Origin of the sequence: Klebsiella pneumoniae subsp. pneumoniae HS11286, assembly GCF_000240185.1 — a bacterium.
Classification (GTDB): Bacteria; Pseudomonadota; Gammaproteobacteria; order Enterobacterales; family Enterobacteriaceae; genus Klebsiella; species Klebsiella pneumoniae.
Window position 1 is genome coordinate 5,315,545 of sequence record NC_016845.1, and the last position, 18,398, is coordinate 5,333,942.

Genomic DNA, 18,398 nt, shown 5'->3' on the forward strand with positions numbered 1-18,398 from the left:
CTGAAAGCACAAGGGCAAATCAACCGTAGCGGCCAGTAATATAATCTTCAGTTTGTTTCTTCGCGGGCTTAGTGAACAGGTCATCCGTGTTGCTGAACTCAATCAGCTCGCCAAGATACATAAATGCCGTATGGTCGGAGCAACGCGCAGCCTGCTGCATGTTGTGAGTCACGATAACGACGGTGTAGTCCTGTTTCAGCTCGGTGATCAGCTCTTCGATACGCCCGGTGGAGATCGGGTCCAGCGCGGAGCACGGCTCATCAAGCAGCAGCACTTCCGGGCGGATCGCGATACCGCGGGCAATGCACAGACGCTGCTGCTGACCACCGGAGAGAGAATACCCGCTCTGGTGCAGTTTATCTTTGGTTTCGTTCCATAATGCGGCTTTGGTCAGCGCCCACTGCACGCGCTCGTCCATATCGGCACGGGACAGCTTTTCAAACAGGCGCACGCCGAAGGCGATATTGTCGTATATGGACATCGGGAACGGCGTTGGTTTCTGGAACACCATGCCAACCTTAGCGCGCAGCAGGGCGATATCCTGGGTGTTAGTCAGAATGTTGTCGCCATCCAGCAGGATCTCACCTTCCGCGCGCTGCTCCGGATACAGTTCAAACATCTTGTTGAACGTGCGCAGCAGGGTGGATTTACCACAGCCTGACGGACCGATAAACGCCGTCACCTGGTTTTTGGTGATATCCAGGTTGATGTTCTTCAGGGCATGGAATTTGCCGTAGTAGAAGTTCAGGTTACGAACTGAAATCTTACCCGGAGCTGTATTCACCATACTCATCTCAATCTCTTCCTCATTCAGCGCAGCAGTTGCTGCGCCGCAAAAAATTAACCGTGTTTCTTCTTGGCGAAGATAACGCGCGCCAGGATGTTCAGCAGCAAGACGCACAGGGTGATAATCAATACCCCGGCCCATGCCAGTTGCTGCCACTCCGCAAACGGACTCATGGCAAATTTGAAAATGGTCACCGGCAGGTTGGCAATCGGCTGCATCATGTCGGTGCTCCAGAACTGGTTGGACAGCGCGGTGAACAGCAGCGGCGCCGTTTCCCCGGCGATACGGGCAATAGCCAGCAGGATCCCGGTCATAATCCCTGAGACGGAGGCTTTCAGGGTGATCGCCGAGATCATCTTCCACTTCGGCGTCCCCAGCGCATAGGCCGCTTCACGCAGGCTATCCGGCACCAGCTTCAGCATGTTTTCGGTGGTACGAATAACGATAGGCACCTGCAGCAGCGCCAGCGCGATAACGCCCGCCCAGCCCGAGAAGTGCTGCATCTGCGCCACCACAATGGTGTAGACGAACAGACCCACCACGATAGACGGCGCGGAAAGCAGAATGTCGTTGATAAAGCGGATGATTTCCGCCAGCACCGACTTGCGGCCATACTCCGCCAGATAAATTCCGGCGAGGATACCCAGCGGCGTACCAAATACGGTTGCCCACAGGATCAGCAGGCCGCTGCCGGCGAGGGCGTTAGCCAGTCCACCGCCCGCCGTATTCGGCGGCGGCGTCATTTCGGTGAACAGCGCCAGACTCATGCCGTCGAAACCGCGGGTTATCGTCGCCATCAGGATCCAGATAAGCCAGAACAAACCAAACGCCATGGTCGCCATCGACAGCGCCAGAGCGATACGGTTCTTCATGCGGCGTTTGGCCTGCATCTTGCGACGGGACTCCGCCAGTTCGGCGGTAGTTTGCAATTCAATGGTCGCCATTAGCGTGCCCCCTCATTCTTCGCGAGGCGCATAATCATAAACTTCGACGCGGCCAGAACGATAAAGGTGATAACGAACAGGATCAGGCCCAGCTCCATCAGCGCCGCCACGTGCAGGCCGGTTTCCGCTTCGGCGAACTCATTAGCCAGCGCGGAGGTAATACTGTTCCCCGGCATATACAACGAGATGCTGTCGAGCTGGTAGGTGTTGCCGATGATAAAGGTGACCGCCATGGTTTCACCCAGCGCGCGGCCCAGACCGAGCATCACCCCGCCGATCACCCCATTCTTGGTGAACGGTAAGACAATGCGCCAGATCACCTCCCAGGTGGTGCAGCCGATGCCATAGGCCGACTCTTTCATCATCACCGGGGTCTGTTCGAAAACATCGCGCATGACCGCGGCGATGTAAGGGATGATCATGATGGCCAGAATGACGCCAGCGGCGAGAATACCGATACCAAACGCCGGGCCGGCAAACAGCGCGCCGACGAACGGGATGGTCGACAGAACGTTGCCGACCGGCTCCTGGAAGTAAGTCGCAAACAGCGGGGCGAAAATAAACAGGCCCCACATGCCGTACACGATGCTCGGGATTGCCGCCAGCAGCTCAATCGCAATGCCCAGCGGACGCTTGAGCCAGGCGGGGGACAATTCTGTCAGAAACAGCGCGATGCCGAAGCTCACCGGAACGGCGATCAGCAGCGCGATAAAAGAGGTGACCAGGGTTCCGTAAATCGGGACCAGCGCGCCGAAGATCTCGTTAGGCGCATCCCACTCTTTGGTCCACAAAAAGGCAAAGCCAAACTTTTGAATGCTCGGCCAGGAAGAGATGATCAGGGAAACGATGATGCCGCCCAGCATCAATAGCACAATCAGCGCAGCCAGTTTTACCAGCGCACTGAAAATCATGTCACCCTTTTTCCCCGGAGGGGTAAATGCAGGCTTGGTTGCAGCCATAGATTACTCTTTACGTATTAAAACTTGTTCGAATAAATGCCCGGTGGCGTTGGCTCCCGGGCCTACAGTCTGAACCGTAGGGCGGGCAGCGCCTGAACGCCCCCGCCATCTTCGTCAAAAATCTACTGTTAGTACAGCGCTTTACCGCTGCTGTCTTTGACGTTGGTTTTCCATGCCGCGCGAACCTGCTCTACCACGCTTTCCGGCAGCGTCGCGTAATCCAGCGCATTCGCTTCTTTCCCGCCGTTTTTATACGCCCAGTCGAAGAACTTCAGCACTTCAGCGGTCTGTTCCGGCTTGTTCGTCGCCTTATGCACCAGGATGAAGGTGGTTGAGGTGATCGGCCATGCATTCTCGCCTTTCTGGTTGGTCAGGTCCTGAGCGAAAGACTTGCTCCAGTCAACGCCTTTTGCGGCGTTAGCGAAGTTGTCTTCAGTCGGGCTAACCGGCTTGCCGTCGGCAGAGACCAGTTTGGTGTAGGCCAGGTTGTTTTGCTTAGCGTAAGCGTATTCGACGTAACCAATCGAGCCAGGCAGACGCTGAACAAAGGCGGCGATACCATCGTTGCCTTTACCGCCCAGACCGGTTGGCCAGTTTACGGTAGAGCCGGCGCCGATTTTCGATTTCCACTCTTCATTCACTTTGGACAGGTAGCTGGTGAAAACGAAGGAGGTACCTGAACCATCGGCGCGGCGGACCACGGCGATGTTCTGCGACGGCAGCTTCAGGCCCGGGTTGAGCTTAGCGATCGCTTCGTCATCCCATTTTTTAATTTTACCCAGGTAGATATCACCGAGGGTTTTGCCATCCAGCACCAGTTCGCCGGATTTCACGCCAGGCAGGTTAACCGCCAGTACCACGCCGCCAATCACGGTGGGGAACTGGAACAGACCTTCCTGGGTCAGTTTGTCATCAGCCAGCGGAGCATCAGAAGCACCGAAATCAACGGTGTTGGCAATAATCTGCTTAACGCCACCAGAGGAACCAATACCCTGGTAGTTCACTTTATTGCCGGTTTCTTTCTGATAGGTATCAGCCCATTTGGCATACACCGGCGCAGGGAAAGTTGCGCCTGCGCCAGTCAGGCTTGCTGCTGCGAAGGCAGAGAAAGCGCTCATCGATAAGGTCGCGGCGACAACTGTTGCGACGGTGGTACGCATAACGTTCATAATGTCTCCTGCTGGGATTCGTAAATCATTGTTTCGAGGCTATGGTGAGCAAAATAGGTCAAAGAGGTGACAGTAAAATGTACGAATTATGACAGTTTTATGACAGGCCGGGAGAGTGGATTTTACGCCAAATAATACGCTTATAACTCAGATGGTTATCTTTAATCATGACCGTGCAATGACAAAATAATTTTCTTTTTATGACGGCGAAATCGGACCGTAAAACGATCGTTTGTCATCTACCGCCAGCCAAAATATTGCGCACGTAATCGATGGAAAACAGCAGGTGCAAATAAAAAGGGCCGCCGTCGGCAGCCCTTTGCAGGATAGGATGCTTTACTCAACCGTTACCGATTTCGCCAGGTTACGCGGCTGGTCAACGTCAGTGCCTTTGATCAGCGCGACGTGATAAGCCAACAGCTGCAGCGGAACCGTATAGAAGATAGGGGCGATGGTCTCTTCCACATGCGGCATCTCAATGATGTGCATGTTATCGCTACCGTTGAAGCCGGCTTCACCGTGGGCGAAGACGTATAGTTCACCGCCGCGGGCACGAACCTCTTCGATGTTGGATTTCAGTTTTTCCAGCAGTTCGTTGTTCGGCGCCACCACGATCACCGGCATTTCCGCATCAATCAGCGCCAGTGGGCCGTGCTTAAGCTCGCCCGCCGCATAGGCTTCCGCGTGAATGTAGGAGATCTCTTTCAGCTTCAGCGCCCCTTCCATAGCGATCGGATACTGATCGCCACGGCCAAGGAACAGCGCATGGTGCTTATCAGAGAAGCGCTCTGCCAGCTGCTCAATACGCTTGTCCTGGGAGAGCATTTGCTCGATACGGTTCGGCAGAGCCTGAAGGCCGTGCACGATATCATGCTCGATAGACGCATCCTGACCTTTCAGTCGCGCCAGTTTCGCCACCAGCATCAACAGCACGGTTAGCTGAGTGGTAAAGGCTTTGGTCGAGGCCACGCCGATTTCCGTTCCGGCTTTGGTCATCAGCGCCAGATCGGACTCGCGCACCAGCGACGAGCCCGGCACGTTGCAGATGGCCAGCGAGCCGAGATAGCCCAGCTCTTTCGACAGACGCAGCGCCGCCAGGGTATCGGCAGTTTCACCGGACTGGGAGAGGGTGATCATCAGGCTATTGCGACGCACTGCGGACTTGCGATAGCGGAATTCGGAGGCGATTTCCACATCGCACGGGACGCCGGCTAACGCTTCGAACCAGTAGCGGGAAACCATCCCGGAGTTATAGGAAGTCCCGCAGGCAACTATCTGAATATGTTCAACCTGAGCCAGCATTTCATTGGCGTTCGGCCCCAGTTCGCTGAGATCCACTTCGCCATGGCTGATGCGCCCGGTCAGGGTGTTCTTAATCGCGTTCGGCTGCTCGAAAATCTCTTTCTGCATATAGTGGCGGTAGATACCTTTATCGCCAGCGTCATACTGCAGATTGGATTCGATCTCCTGGCGCTTCACTTGCGCAGCGGACTTATCAAAAATCACCACCGAACGGCGAGTCACTTCCGCGATATCGCCTTCTTCGAGGAAGATGAAGCGGCGGGTAACCGGCAGCAATGCCAGCTGGTCGGAGGCGATAAAGTTTTCACCCATCCCCAGGCCAATTACCAGCGGGCTACCGGAGCGGGCCGCCAGCAGAGTTCCCGGGTCACGGGTATCCATGATCACCGTACCGTAAGCGCCGCGCAGCTGCGGGATAGCGCGCAGGACGGCTTCACGCAAGGTACCGCCTTGTTCCAGCTCCCAGTGCACCAGATGGGCAATAACTTCGGTATCGGTCTCGGTGACGAAGACATAGCCGCGAGACTGCAGCAGGGCGCGCAGCGGCTCATGGTTTTCGATGATCCCGTTATGGACCACCACAATGTGTTCAGAAACATGCGGATGCGCATTGCTCTCAGACGGTTCGCCGTGCGTCGCCCAACGAGTATGGGCGATCCCGGTACCACCGTGTAACGGTTGCTCTTCTACCGCCTGAGCCAGCATCTGAACTTTACCCAGGCGACGCACGCGGGTCATATGACCTTCGCTGTCGACCACTGCCAGACCGGCAGAGTCATAGCCACGGTATTCCAGACGACGTAAACCTTCGAGAAGGATTTCAGCAATATCACGCTGCGCGACTGCGCCAACAATTCCACACATAGTTAAATTTCCTGATAATGGCGATATGCCATGCGTTGTCGCTGACCTGTATTTGCCCGTTTTCCGGGCGCCCCGAGCCTTGTAGAGAGTGGGGTTATTGTTATGGTACTGCCTGCGGACGGGGATCTATGTTGACCCTCTCATCCTAGTTCGCCGGGAAAATTTCCCCGGCGATAATCCAAATTATTTCTTCTTCACCGGACGCTGCCAGCCCTGTTTGTGGACCTGCGGTACGCGGCTCAACACCAGTTCGTTATCGGCGATATTGCGCGTGACGGTGGTGCCGGCGGCGATCGTGACGCCGTTGCCTACCGTGACCGGGGCCACCAGCTGGGTATCCGAGCCGACAAAGACATCATCGCCAATAATCGTTTTATGCTTGTTCGCACCATCGTAGTTGCAGGTGATGGTGCCCGCGCCGATATTGACGTTATCGCCAATCTCCGCATCGCCCAGATAGGTCAGATGACCCGCCTTGGAGCCTTTCCCGAGACGCGCTTTTTTCATTTCCACGAAGTTACCAACGTGGGCGCCTGCCAGCAGTTCGGCGCCCGGGCGCAGACGGGCAAATGGACCGATGGTGCAGGCCGCCTGCAGCTGGGCATCTTCCACCACGCTGTAGGGGCTAATTTCGCAGTCATCGCCGATGGTGCTGTTTTTGATCACGCAGCCGGCGCCGATTTTCACTCGATCGCCCAGCACCACGTTGCCTTCCAGAATAACGTTAGTATCGATCTCTACATCGCGCCCGTGCTGCAGCGTACCGCGCAGATCGAAACGCGCCGGATCGCGCAGCATCACGCCCGCCAGCAGCAGCTTTTCCGCCTGCTCCGCCTGGTAGACGCGCTCCAGGCGCGCAAGCTGCAGGCGGTTGTTGACGCCTTCGACTTCGCTCAGGCGCTGCGGATGCACTGCGACGATCTGGTGTCCTTCCTGGTGCGCCATGGCGATGATATCGGTGATGTAGTATTCACCCTGAGCGTTGTTATTGGTGAGTTTCGCCAGCCAGCGCTTTAGATCCGCTCCGCCGGCGATCAGGATCCCGGTGTTGATTTCCTGGATCTGGCGCTGGGCCTCGCTGGCATCTTTGTGCTCAACGATGCCCGTCACCTGGCCATTTTCACGGGTAATGCGGCCATAGCCGGTTGGGTCATCCAGCTTCACCGTTAACAGACCAATCCCACCCTGTGGTTTCGCGGCGCGCAGGCGCTGTAGCGTCTCAACGGAGATCAGCGGCACGTCGCCATAGAGCATCAGGATGTCTTCATCATCATTGAAGAATGGCGCCGCCTGCTGCATAGCGTGCCCGGTTCCGAGCTGCTCGGCCTGCAGCACCCAGTTCAGGTTGTCTTCATGCAGAGTCTGACGCAGCAGATCGCCGCCGTGGCCGTATACCAGGTGTACCGCACATGCGCCTAAATCGTTAGCGGCATCAATGACATGCTGCACCATTGGCTTCCCGGCCAGGGTATGCAGCACCTTAGGAAGATCGGAATACATGCGGGTCCCTTTGCCTGCAGCAAGGATAACCACGCTCATCGCACTATTTGACATACTCATCCTGACGGTAGTTAGAACGAAAAGTAAAAGCCTTTCACGTTGAAATTTCTACATATTTTTCATCATAAAACGAGACGTGGAGAAAACGTCCAGGCTCACTGTTTTACCCCATTTTATGACGCTATTTTTAACCACTGCAAATCAGTTTAACGCTGAAAAAGGAGGGCGGGGTGGAGAATCATTAACTATCTCACTGCTTTTGCTGTTTTTTCGCCACCTGAATAAAGCCGCAGCGGCAGACGTTTATCAGCACCCACAGCGGGAAGAACCAGGATAAATATTCGCCAGTCGCTGGCGGGGGAGGGCGGTAAAGTGATTGATGCTATCCATAAAAAACGAAAGGCCACCTATCAGGTGACCTTCTTTTCCCGGTTTCACATCGCCAGTGTTGTCGTTTTGATGGGCGATACGTCGTGTCAGCGGGCGAGATAGCGCGGAGCTTAGAAGCTCAGGACGCTAAATTTAGCGATGATTTTATGGAACAGTTTCATGATGATTTCCTGACGCAGGTGCAGTTTATAACGCTCTTTTTGTGATATACATCACATAAAAAGAGTTTACGCCTCATCATTTAACTAATCAATAACAATTAAGGGTGAATACTGTTTTCACTTCATCCGCTCGTCAGCAGCGGGCAATAAAAAAAGCCAGCCTGGAACCCAGACTGGCTTTTTACGTTCAAGCCGGTGTTACATCGCTTTTTTGGTCAACTCGATAACGCGCAGTTTAGCGATCGCTTTGGCCAGTTCCGCAGACGCCTGAGCGTAATCCACATCGCCGTGAGAGCTCTTAATGTGCTCTTCCGCTTTGCGTTTCGCTTCCAGCGCTCGCGCTTCGTCGAGGTCCTGACCGCGAATTGCGGTATCCGCCAGGACGGTCACGCTGCCAGGCTGCACTTCAAGAATGCCGCCGGACAGATAGATAAACTCTTCATGACCGTGCTGTTTAACGATGCGAATCATACCAGGCTTAATGGCGGTGAGCAGCGGCGCGTGGCCCGGGTAAATACCCAGTTCACCTTCGCTACCCGTTACCTGGATTTTTTCGACCAGACCAGAGAACATTTGTTGCTCTGCGCTGACGACGTCCAGGTGGTAAGTCATTGCCATATCACCCTCCGATTAAGGCGTTAAAGTTTTTTGGCTTTTTCCACGGCTTCGTCGATGGAACCGACCATGTAGAACGCCTGCTCTGGCAGGTGATCGTATTCGCCTTCCATGATGCCTTTAAAGCCACGGATGGTGTCTTTCAGCGCCACGTATTTGCCCGGAGAACCGGTAAAGACTTCTGCCACGAAGAACGGCTGGGACAGGAAGCGCTGGATCTTACGCGCGCGAGCTACCACCAGTTTGTCTTCTTCAGACAGTTCGTCCATACCGAGGATGGCGATAATGTCTTTCAGTTCCTGATAACGCTGCAGGATGGACTGAACGCCACGCGCGGTGTCGTAGTGTTCCTGACCAACAACCAGCGGATCCAGCTGACGGCTGGTGGAATCCAGCGGGTCAACGGCCGGGTAGATACCCAGGGATGCGATCTGACGGCTCAGTACTACGGTTGCATCTAAGTGAGCAAAGGTAGTGGCTGGGGATGGGTCAGTTAAGTCATCCGCCGGTACGTATACCGCCTGTACGGAGGTGATAGAACCGGTTTTGGTGGAGGTGATACGTTCCTGCAGAACGCCCATCTCTTCCGCCAGGGTCGGCTGATAACCTACCGCTGAAGGCATACGACCCAGCAGCGCGGATACTTCAGTACCGGCCAGGGTGTAACGATAGATGTTATCGACGAACAGCAGTACGTCACGACCTTCGTCACGGAATTTCTCAGCCATGGTCAGGCCGGTCAGCGCAACGCGCAGACGGTTTCCCGGCGGCTCGTTCATCTGGCCGTACACCAGGGATACTTTATCGATAACGTTGGAGTCGGTCATTTCGTGGTAGAAGTCGTTACCCTCACGAGTACGCTCACCTACGCCCGCAAACACAGAGTAACCGGAGTGCTCGATCGCGATGTTACGGATCAGCTCCATCATGTTTACAGTTTTACCTACACCCGCACCGCCGAACAGACCAACTTTACCGCCCTTCGCGAACGGACACATCAGGTCGATAACTTTGATGCCGGTTTCCAGCAGTTCCTGAGAGCTGGACAGCTCTTCATAGGACGGTGCCGCGCGGTGGATAGCCCAACGCTCTTCTTCGCCGATGTCGCCTTTCATGTCAACCGGTTGACCCAGTACGTTCATGATACGACCCAGCGTTGCTTTACCTACCGGGACTTCGATCGGGTGCTCGAGGTCTTTTACATCCAGACCGCGGCGCAGACCATCAGAAGAACCCATGGCGATGGTACGTACGATACCGCCGCCCAGCTGCTGCTGAACTTCCAGCACCAGAACTTCATTACCATTCTGTACCTCAAGGGCTTCGTACACGCGTGGTACGGCATCCTGAGGGAACTCGACGTCGACCACGGCGCCGATTACCTGGACAATCTTTCCAGTAGCCATCTTAAATCCTCTACGAAATAACCTGGTTAAACCGCGGCGGCCCCCGAGACGATCTCGGTGAGTTCCTGAGTAATGCTGGCCTGACGAGCTTTGTTGTATACCAACTGCAGCTCTTTAATCAGGCTGCCGCCATTATCGGTCGCGGCTTTCATCGCCACCATACGGGCGGCCTGCTCGCTGGCCAGGTTTTCAACCACGCCCTGATAAACCTGAGATTCGACGTAGCGGCGCAGGAGGGTATCCAGCAGCGCTTTCGGATCGGGCTCATACAGGTAATCCCAGGATTTACGTTTCAGATCAGCATCTTCTGATGCCGGTAACGGCAGCAGCTGAGTGATCGTCGGAACCTGAGACATGGTGTTAATAAATTTGTTGCTGACAACGTACAGCTTGTCCAGACGGCCTTCATCATAGGCCTGCAACATCACTTTTACCGGGCCGATCAGTTCGGACAGGGATGGGTTATCCCCCATACCGGTCACCTGTGCAACCACGTTGCCGCCCACGGAGTTAAAGAAAGAAACGCCCTTAGAGCCGATCATTGCGAGGTCGCACTGAACGCCTTTATCGGACCATGCTTTCATTTCCGCCAGCAGTTTCTTGAACAGGTTAATGTTCAAGCCGCCGCACAGACCACGGTCGGTCGACACCACCAGGTAGCCCACGCGCTTAACGTCGCGTTCTTCCAGGTAAGGGTGCTTATATTCCAGATTACCGTTCGCAAGGTGACCAATCACTTTGCGCATAGTATCTGCGTAAGGACGGCTGGCCGCCATGCGCTCCTGCGATTTACGCATTTTGGAAGCGGCGACCATCTCCATCGCTTTAGTGATCTTTTGCGTGTTCTGGACGCTTGCGATCTTACTACGTATCTCTTTTGCGCCGGCCATGAGCTTCTCCTCAATGCCTTGCGGCCTGCCCTAAGACAGACCGCCAGACGTTACCAGGACTGGGTTGCTTTGAAGGAATCGAGGATGCCTTTCAGCTTGCCTTCGATTTCGTCGTTATAGCCACCGGACTGGTTAATCTCTTGCATCAGCGGAGCGTAATCACGGTCGACGTAAGCCAGCAGAGCGGCTTCGAAGCTACCGATTTTCGCCAGTTCTACATCAGCCAGGTAACCACGTTCTGCTGCGAACAGAACCAGAGACTGCTGCGCGACGGACATCGGCGCATACTGTTTCTGTTTCAGCAGCTCGGTCACTTTCTGACCGTGGTCCAGCTGTTTGCGGGTTGCATCGTCAAGGTCGGATGCAAACTGGGAGAACGCCGCCAGTTCACGATACTGCGCCAGCGCGGTACGGATACCACCGGACAGTTTCTTCATGATCTTGGTCTGCGCTGCACCACCAACACGGGATACGGAGATACCCGGGTTAACCGCAGGACGAATACCGGCGTTAAACAGGTTGGTTTCCAGGAAGATCTGACCATCGGTAATAGAGATTACGTTGGTCGGAACGAATGCGGAAACGTCACCCGCCTGCGTTTCGATAATCGGCAGCGCAGTCAGAGAACCGGTTTTCCCTTTCACTTCACCTTTGGTGAAGGCTTCAACGTATTCGGCGTTAACACGCGCAGCACGCTCCAGCAGACGAGAGTGGAGGTAGAATACGTCGCCCGGGAACGCTTCACGTCCAGGCGGACGACGGAGCAGCAGGGAGATCTGGCGATAAGCAACAGCCTGTTTAGACAGATCATCGTAAACGATCAGCGCATCTTCACCGCGGTCGCGGAAGTATTCGCCCATTGCGCAACCAGCGTATGGCGCCAGGTATTGCAGTGCAGCAGATTCAGATGCAGTCGCTACCACTACGATGGTGTTAGCCAGCGCGCCGTGCTCTTCCAGTTTACGCACCACGTTAGAGATGGTGGACGCTTTCTGACCGATAGCGACATAGACGCACTTGATGCCGGAATCACGCTGGTTGATGATGGCATCGATAGCCAGCGCAGTTTTACCGGTCTGACGGTCGCCGATGATCAGTTCACGCTGACCACGACCGATTGGGATCATGGCGTCAACGGATTTGTAACCGGTCTGTACCGGCTGATCGACGGACTGACGTTCGATTACGCCCGGCGCGATCGCTTCAACGGCGGAGAAACCGTCGTTTTCCAGCGGACCTTTACCATCAATTGGCGCGCCCAGGGTGTTCACCACGCGGCCCAGCAGGCCACGGCCTACCGGAACTTCCAGGATACGGCCAGTACATTTCACCTTCATGCCTTCGGCGAGGTCAGCGTACGGACCCATTACCACCGCACCTACGGAGTCGCGCTCCAGGTTCAGTGCGATAGCGTAACGGTTACCCGGCAGGGAGATCATCTCGCCCTGCATACATTCGGCAAGGCCGTGGATGCGGATAACACCGTCACTTACAGAAACAATAGTACCTTCGTTATGAGCTTCGCTCACAACATTGAACTGAGCAATGCGCTGCTTGATCAGTTCGCTGATTTCGGTGGAATTCAGTTGCATGCTCCAGTCCCCTTAAGACTGCAAGACGTCTGCAAGGCGCTCAAGACGGCCGCGTACGCTGCCATCAATGACCATATCACCCGCACGGATGATAATACCTGCCATAACAGACTTATCGATTTTGCAATTCAGCTTAACTTTGCGTGACAGACGTTTTTCCATCGCGCTGACGATCCTGGCAAGCTGTTCATCACTCAGTTGGTTGGCAGATATTACTTCTACCTCTGCGATGGCCTCACTGGCCGCGCGCAGGTGAATGAATTGCTCAAGAACGTCCGGGAGCACCTTCAGACGATTATTTTCCGCCATCACCTTAATCAGGTTCTGGCCATTTTCGTCGAGTTGCTCGCCGCAGATAGCGATAAACGCTTCTGAGAGCGTTTCCGGCGCCAAAGCACCGGAGAGAAGCTCTGCCATTTGGTCGTTTTTGGTCACTTCGGCGGCAAACGCCAGCATATCCTGCCAGCGTTCAACACTGTTGTGTTCGACGGCAAAGTCAAAAGCTGCTTTGGCGTAGGGGCGAGCTACCGTTACAAATTCAGACATCAGCCCCTCCCTCCTTACAGTTCAGCGACAAGTTTATCCACGATGTCGCTGTTAGCAGCTTCATCCACGGAACGTTCGATGATCTTCTCGGCGCCAGCAACAGCCAGGATAGCGACCTGCTTACGCAGCTCCTCGCGTGCACGTTTACGCTCAGCATCAATTTCAGCCTGCGCTTGTGCAACGATTTTGGTGCGTTCCTGTTCTGCTTCAGCTTTAGCTTCGTCCAGAATCTGAGAGCGGCGCTTGTTCGCCTGCTCAATGATTACCTGGGCTTCCGCTTTCGCTTTTTTCAGCTGGTCGGTCGCGTTGGCCTGTGCAAGGTCCAAATCTTTCTTAGCGCGTTCTGCAGAAGCTAAACCGTCAGAAATCTCTTTCTGGCGTTTTTCGATGGCAGCCATTAAAGGCGGCCATACGTATTTCATGCAGAACCATACGAAGATAACAAACGCGATGGCCTGGCCGAGGATTGTTGCGTTCATGTTCACAGCACAATACCTCTTTAATTAACTCTGTGGCTTAGGTTTCTAACAACTTACTACGCGACGGCGAACATCACGTACAGACCCAGACCTACAGCGATCATCGGGATAGCATCCACCAGACCCATAACGATAAAGAACTGAGTACGCAGCAGAGGGATCAGATCCGGCTGACGCGCTGCGCCTTCCAGGAATTTACCTCCGAGGATGCCGATACCGATCGCAGCACCGATTGCCGCCAGACCCATCATCACAGCGGCAGCCATGTACAGCAGATCCATATTCAGGTTTTCCATGACAGTCTCCAGTTTGTTTCAGTTAAAACGTAGTAGTGTTGGTAAAAAATCAATGCTCTTCAGATGCCATCGACAGATAGACAATCGTCAGAACCATGAAGATGAAGGCTTGCAGCGTAATAATCAGGATGTGGAAAATGGCCCAAGGCACATTCAGAACCCACTGTGACCACCACGGCAACAGACCAGCAATCAGAATGAAAATCAGCTCACCGGCATACATGTTGCCGAACAGTCGCAGACCGAGAGAGACCGGTTTGGACAGCAGGCTTACCCCTTCAAGGATTAAGTTGACAGGAATGAACGCCCAGTGATTGAACGGCTGCATGGTCAGTTCTTTAACGAACCCACCAACGCCTTTCATTTTGATGCTGTAGAAAATAATCAGGATGAACACGCCAAGCGCCATCGACAGGGTGATGTTCACGTCGGCAGACGGAACCACGCGCAGTGCTGGCAGGCCGAAAATGTGTTCGCCGATATAAGGAAGCAGGTCGATTGGCAGCAGGTCCATCAGGTTCATCAGGAAGACCCAGACGAACACGGTCAGCGCCAGCGGCGCGATAACCTTGCTCTTGCCATGGTACATGTCTTTGACGCTGCCATGGACGAAGCCGATGATCATTTCGATGAAGGTTTGGAATTTCCCTGGTACGCCGCTGGTCGCTTTCTTAGCAACGCTACGGAACATGGCAAGGAACAGCAGACCGAGAACCACCGAGAAGAACATGGAGTCAATGTTGAGCGTCCAGAAGGTGGCTGTGTGGTTGTGCGGATCCACCAGCGAGAATGTACGCAGGTCCAACTGAAGGTTGTTCAGATGGTGTCCTATGTAATCCTGCGGCGTCATATTTTCTGAAGCCATGATGCCTTTACCCTTTGTTGTTAATTACAGCTGGCGCCAGAACTTGTACCACCAGCACCAAAACCCACGTCACGATCAGTGGCAAAAATACCACTTTTAAAACGGCCAGCGCCACCGCCAGAAGGGCGAAGGTCAGCAACACCTTGAAGGCTTCACCGAAGGCGAAGGTCCAGGCCACACGGCCTTTTGCTGGTGTATGCGCCTGATGACGCCAGGCAAAAATTATAAACATCAGATTTGGCAAGACCACTGCCAAACCGCCGCATACAGCGGAAATGCCCCAGAAGGGGTCTTTGAGGCTGAACAGCAGTCCACTTGCCATTACTGCCAGTAACTGAATAAACAGAAGCTTGCGAGCAACGTTTCGACTCAAGAGCGACACTGACATCACGTTTTTACTCCTGCTCCCTTTGAGGTATGTCGCGTGTCGTATAAAACGTCCTTTAAGACGAAGAGTCAAGCATCAAAAAGCGGACAAATTATACGGTGACGCCCCGTGATTTCAAACAATAAGTAGCAAAATAGTGAATAAATGTTTAATTATTTTCCAACGGACAACTTTCCGTGCATTTCAGCGTTCTGTGAGCGGTCATACAAAACTGCAAATAACGAGGAAACACGGCAATTAAAGCGTGCATCAGATCACATAATAAACATTTCAAGCGCCCTTTAATGAATCAAGGACATAAAACACTATTTTTCATGCTTTTGATATTCAAGATAAAAAGTGAGGACATTATCTAAAACAACCTCACATACAATAAAAACCTTTTATTGACATTTATAATAAAAATTTAACATCACTATGCTGTTCATCATTGTCGATTTTTAGCACCCTGATATTTTCAAAGTTGACTATTTTGTCAGTGAATCACTTACGCTAAGTTAACTGCAAGAAAAGCCATAGTAAAAACAAGGTTAAATGCAGCCCGTTAATATCGGGGGACGTCCTTTATTTTTGTAACATGCGCGGGCCACATTTTTTCCACATTTTTTGATAAAAATTAACTCGATTTTGGCTTAATCACCACCAGGTGCCGCTCCCCTTCCAACCGAGGAACATGCAGCTCAATCACCTCGACAATGTCATACCCTTCCGGCAGACTTTCCATTTCTTCTTTTTGCGCTAACCCTTTGAGCGCATAGAAGTGACCATTCGCTGCCGGCAGATGATGGCACCAGCTCACCATATCATTAAGCGATGCGAAAGCGCGGCTTATCACGCCATCAAACGGCGGCTCGGCCGGGAAGGCTTCCACGCGGCTCTGCACCGGGGTGACGTTATCCAGCTTCAGCTCGTGCTGCACCTGACGCAGGAAGCGCACGCGCTTGCCAAGGCTGTCCAGCAGGGTGAAATGTGACTCCGGACATACGATGGCCAACGGGATCCCCGGCAACCCCGGGCCCGTACCAACATCGATAAAGCGCGAGCCCTGCAGATAAGGCGCCACGATGATGCTGTCGAGAATATGACGCACCAGCATCTCATTCGGATCGCGAACGGAGGTCAGGTTATAGGCTTTGTTCCACTTATCGAGCAGTCCGACGTAAGCCACCAGCTGATTTTTCTGGTGATCGGTGAGCGAAATACCCGCTTCATCCAGCAGACGAGAAAGTTTGTTGAGCACGGTAAGTACCTTCAAAAAATAATGAGCCCGGAGGCGCTAACGCTTACCGGGCTATGAATGATAAAGGCGAACGCTGATTATGCAACTGGGAAATCAGCGCGGCAGGCAGCCGCAATCAGGCGCTGCGGCGCAGCATCCCCTGCTTTTTCAGCCAAACCAGCAAAATAGAGATCGCCGCCGGGGTGATCCCGGAGATACGTGACGCCTGCCCTATCGACGACGGTTTATGGTCGTTCAGTTTGGCAATCACCTCGTTAGACAGCCCAGTGACCTGGCGGTAGTCGAGGGTCGCTGGCAGCAAGGTATTCTCATTGCGCTGTTGTTTCTCAATCTCATCCTGCTGGCGCGCGATATAGCCCTCATACTTCACCTGGATCTCTACCTGTTCAGCCGCCTGACGATCTTCCAGTCCCGGGGTGAATGGCGAGAGTTGAACCAGCTGTTCGTAGGTCATTTCCGGACGACGCAGCAGATCTTCGCCGCTGGCTTCACGCGACAACGGCGCGGTCAGGTGAGCGTTCACTTCGTTGGCGCTCTCTGCCTGCGGATTCACCCAGGTGGATTTCAGACGCTGGCGTTCACGTTCGATGCTTTCCAGCTTCTCGTTGTAGCGCGCCCAGCGTTCGTCATCTACCAGACCCAGCTCGCGCCCCTGTTCGGTCAAACGCAAATCGGCGTTGTCTTCGCGCAGCATCAGACGATATTCAGCGCGGGAAGTAAACATGCGGTACGGTTCTTTGGTACCCAGGGTGCAGAGGTCATCTACCAGCACGCCGAGGTAAGCCTGATCGCGACGCGGCGCCCAGCCCTCTTTTTCCGCAGAGAAGCGGGCGGCGTTAAGTCCGGCCAGCAGCCCCTGAGCCGCCGCCTCTTCATAACCGGTGGTACCGTTGATTTGGCCGGCGAAGAACAGACCCTGAATAAATTTGCTCTCAAGCGTTGGCTTCAGATCGCGCGGGTCGAAGAAATCGTACTCAATAGCGTAGCCTGGACGGACGATCCGCGCATTCTCCATCCCCTGCATCGAGCGGACGATTTGCATTTGCACATCAAAGGGCAGGCTGGTGGATATACCGTTCGGATAAATTTCGTTTGAGGTCAGTCCTTCCGGCTCGAGGAAGATCTGATGCTGGTTGCGATCGGCAAAGCGCATGACTTTGTCTTCGATCGACGGGCAATAGCGAGGTCCGATCCCTTCGATCACTCCGGCGTACATAGGACTGCGATCGAGGTTATTGCGGATCACATCGTGGGTTTTCTCGTTAGTGTGGGTGATATAGCACGGTACCTGGCGCGGATGCTGATCCGCGGATCCCATGAACGAGAAGACCGGCATCGGGTTATCGCCATGCTGCTGCGCCAGCACGCTGAAATCGATGGTGCGCGCGTCAATACGCGGCGGAGTACCGGTTTTCAGACGACTTACGCGCAGAGGCAATTCACGCAGACGACGAGACAGCGGGATAGACGGCGGATCGCCGGCGCGGCCGCCGCTGTAGTTGTCCAGACCAATATGGATTTTGCCGTCAAGGAAGGTCCCGACAGTCAGCACTACCGCTTTAGCGCGGAATTTGAGGCCCATCTGGGTGACGGCGCCCACGACGCGATCGTTTTCGACAATCAGATCTTCAACCGCCTGCTGGAAGATCATCAGGTTCGGCTGGTTCTCCAGCGCGGTACGTACTGCCTGACGATAAAGCACGCGGTCAGCCTGGGCGCGGGTGGCGCGCACTGCCGGTCCTTTGCTGGCGTTTAGTATCCTAAACTGAATACCCGCCTGATCGATCGCTTTGGCCATCAAACCGCCGAGCGCATCCACTTCTTTTACCAGGTGTCCTTTCCCAATGCCGCCAATCGCCGGGTTGCAACTCATTTGCCCCAGCGTGTCGATATTGTGTGTCAAAAGCAGGGTTTGTTGACCCATACGCGCTGCGGCCATTGCGGCCTCAGTGCCTGCATGACCCCCGCCAATGATAATGACGTCAAAAGGATCCTGATAAAACAT

At 54.2% G+C, this 18,398-nt stretch carries 20 protein-coding genes; 3 read left to right on the plus strand and 17 right to left on the minus strand.

Annotated elements, in window-relative coordinates:
• Nucleotides 1-19: 19 nt before the first annotated feature.
• The 6 genes from KPHS_52970 to KPHS_53020 form a co-directional block, all read right to left on the minus strand.
• Nucleotides 20-793 (minus strand): phosphate transporter subunit, encoded by a 774-nt coding sequence (locus KPHS_52970; RefSeq protein ID YP_005229597.1) that lies wholly within the window; start codon nucleotides 791-793, stop codon nucleotides 20-22.
• 47 nt (nucleotides 794-840) lie between these two features.
• Entirely contained in the window at nucleotides 841-1,731 is an 891-nt protein-coding gene (locus KPHS_52980; RefSeq protein ID YP_005229598.1) for a phosphate transporter permease subunit, read from the minus strand.
• A complete protein-coding gene (locus tag KPHS_52990; protein YP_005229599.1) occupies nucleotides 1,731-2,642 on the minus strand; it encodes a phosphate transporter permease subunit in 912 nt (303 codons plus the stop codon). Before KPHS_52990 ends, KPHS_52980 begins: the two co-directional genes overlap by 1 nt.
• A 176-nt stretch (nucleotides 2,643-2,818) precedes the next feature.
• Complete coding sequence (locus tag KPHS_53000; RefSeq protein ID YP_005229600.1) at nucleotides 2,819-3,859, minus strand: phosphate transporter subunit; 1,041 nt, start codon at nucleotides 3,857-3,859, stop codon at nucleotides 2,819-2,821.
• Nucleotides 3,860-4,195: 336 nt separating this feature from the next.
• Nucleotides 4,196-6,025: a glucosamine-fructose-6-phosphate aminotransferase gene (locus tag KPHS_53010; RefSeq protein YP_005229601.1), complete on the minus strand. Its 1,830-nt coding sequence runs from the start codon at nucleotides 6,023-6,025 to the stop codon at nucleotides 4,196-4,198.
• A gap of 183 nt (nucleotides 6,026-6,208) precedes the next feature.
• Nucleotides 6,209-7,579, minus strand: a complete 1,371-nt coding sequence (locus KPHS_53020; RefSeq protein ID YP_005229602.1) for a bifunctional N-acetylglucosamine-1-phosphate uridyltransferase/glucosamine-1-phosphate acetyltransferase — start codon at nucleotides 7,577-7,579, stop codon at nucleotides 6,209-6,211.
• Between the two features lie 121 nt (nucleotides 7,580-7,700).
• Between KPHS_53020 and KPHS_53030 the strand changes: the two genes are divergently transcribed.
• Genes KPHS_53030 through KPHS_53050 form a run of 3 tightly spaced genes read left to right on the plus strand, consistent with a single transcriptional unit; the run spans nucleotide 7,701 to nucleotide 8,121 of the window.
• Nucleotides 7,701-7,862: a hypothetical protein gene (locus tag KPHS_53030; protein ID YP_005229603.1), complete on the plus strand. Its 162-nt coding sequence runs from the start codon at nucleotides 7,701-7,703 to the stop codon at nucleotides 7,860-7,862.
• Nucleotides 7,863-7,897: 35 nt separating this feature from the next.
• A complete protein-coding gene (locus KPHS_53040; RefSeq protein ID YP_005229604.1) occupies nucleotides 7,898-8,017 on the plus strand; it encodes a hypothetical protein in 120 nt (39 codons plus the stop codon).
• Entirely contained in the window at nucleotides 7,999-8,121 is a 123-nt protein-coding gene (locus KPHS_53050) for a hypothetical protein (RefSeq protein ID YP_005229605.1), read from the plus strand. Before KPHS_53040 ends, KPHS_53050 begins: the two co-directional genes overlap by 19 nt.
• A 153-nt stretch (nucleotides 8,122-8,274) precedes the next feature.
• Here KPHS_53050 and KPHS_53060 read toward each other — a convergent pair whose 3' ends face one another.
• The 11 genes from KPHS_53060 to KPHS_53160 form a co-directional block, all read right to left on the minus strand.
• Nucleotides 8,275-8,688: a F0F1 ATP synthase subunit epsilon gene (locus tag KPHS_53060; RefSeq protein YP_005229606.1), complete on the minus strand. Its 414-nt coding sequence runs from the start codon at nucleotides 8,686-8,688 to the stop codon at nucleotides 8,275-8,277.
• Nucleotides 8,689-8,714: 26 nt separating this feature from the next.
• Nucleotides 8,715-10,097: a F0F1 ATP synthase subunit beta gene (locus KPHS_53070; RefSeq protein YP_005229607.1), complete on the minus strand. Its 1,383-nt coding sequence runs from the start codon at nucleotides 10,095-10,097 to the stop codon at nucleotides 8,715-8,717.
• A 26-nt stretch (nucleotides 10,098-10,123) separates the two neighbouring features.
• Nucleotides 10,124-10,987: a F0F1 ATP synthase subunit gamma gene (locus KPHS_53080; protein YP_005229608.1), complete on the minus strand. Its 864-nt coding sequence runs from the start codon at nucleotides 10,985-10,987 to the stop codon at nucleotides 10,124-10,126.
• A gap of 50 nt (nucleotides 10,988-11,037) precedes the next feature.
• Nucleotides 11,038-12,579 carry a F0F1 ATP synthase subunit alpha gene (locus KPHS_53090; RefSeq protein YP_005229609.1) on the minus strand — a complete coding sequence of 514 codons (1,542 nt, stop codon included), beginning with the start codon at nucleotides 12,577-12,579 and terminating at the stop codon, nucleotides 11,038-11,040.
• Between the two features lie 12 nt (nucleotides 12,580-12,591).
• Nucleotides 12,592-13,125, minus strand: coding sequence for a F0F1 ATP synthase subunit delta (locus KPHS_53100; protein ID YP_005229610.1), 534 nt, complete (start codon nucleotides 13,123-13,125; stop codon nucleotides 12,592-12,594).
• A 14-nt stretch (nucleotides 13,126-13,139) separates the two neighbouring features.
• Nucleotides 13,140-13,610: an ATP synthase F0 subunit B gene (locus KPHS_53110; RefSeq protein YP_005229611.1), complete on the minus strand. Its 471-nt coding sequence runs from the start codon at nucleotides 13,608-13,610 to the stop codon at nucleotides 13,140-13,142.
• Nucleotides 13,611-13,660: 50 nt separating this feature from the next.
• Nucleotides 13,661-13,900 carry a F0F1 ATP synthase subunit C gene (locus tag KPHS_53120; protein ID YP_005229612.1) on the minus strand — a complete coding sequence of 80 codons (240 nt, stop codon included), beginning with the start codon at nucleotides 13,898-13,900 and terminating at the stop codon, nucleotides 13,661-13,663.
• A 49-nt stretch (nucleotides 13,901-13,949) separates the two neighbouring features.
• On the minus strand, nucleotides 13,950-14,765 hold the full coding sequence (locus KPHS_53130) for an ATP synthase F0 subunit A (RefSeq protein ID YP_005229613.1): 816 nt from the start codon (nucleotides 14,763-14,765) through the stop codon (nucleotides 13,950-13,952).
• A gap of 7 nt (nucleotides 14,766-14,772) precedes the next feature.
• The gene (locus KPHS_53140) at nucleotides 14,773-15,153 is read right to left on the minus strand and encodes an ATP synthase subunit I (protein YP_005229614.1); all 381 of its coding nucleotides are present in this window, start codon (nucleotides 15,151-15,153) and stop codon (nucleotides 14,773-14,775) included.
• Between the two features lie 616 nt (nucleotides 15,154-15,769).
• Nucleotides 15,770-16,393 carry a glucose-inhibited division protein B gene (locus KPHS_53150; protein YP_005229615.1) on the minus strand — a complete coding sequence of 208 codons (624 nt, stop codon included), beginning with the start codon at nucleotides 16,391-16,393 and terminating at the stop codon, nucleotides 15,770-15,772.
• A 115-nt stretch (nucleotides 16,394-16,508) separates the two neighbouring features.
• A complete protein-coding gene (locus KPHS_53160; protein YP_005229616.1) occupies nucleotides 16,509-18,398 on the minus strand; it encodes a tRNA uridine 5-carboxymethylaminomethyl modification protein GidA in 1,890 nt (629 codons plus the stop codon).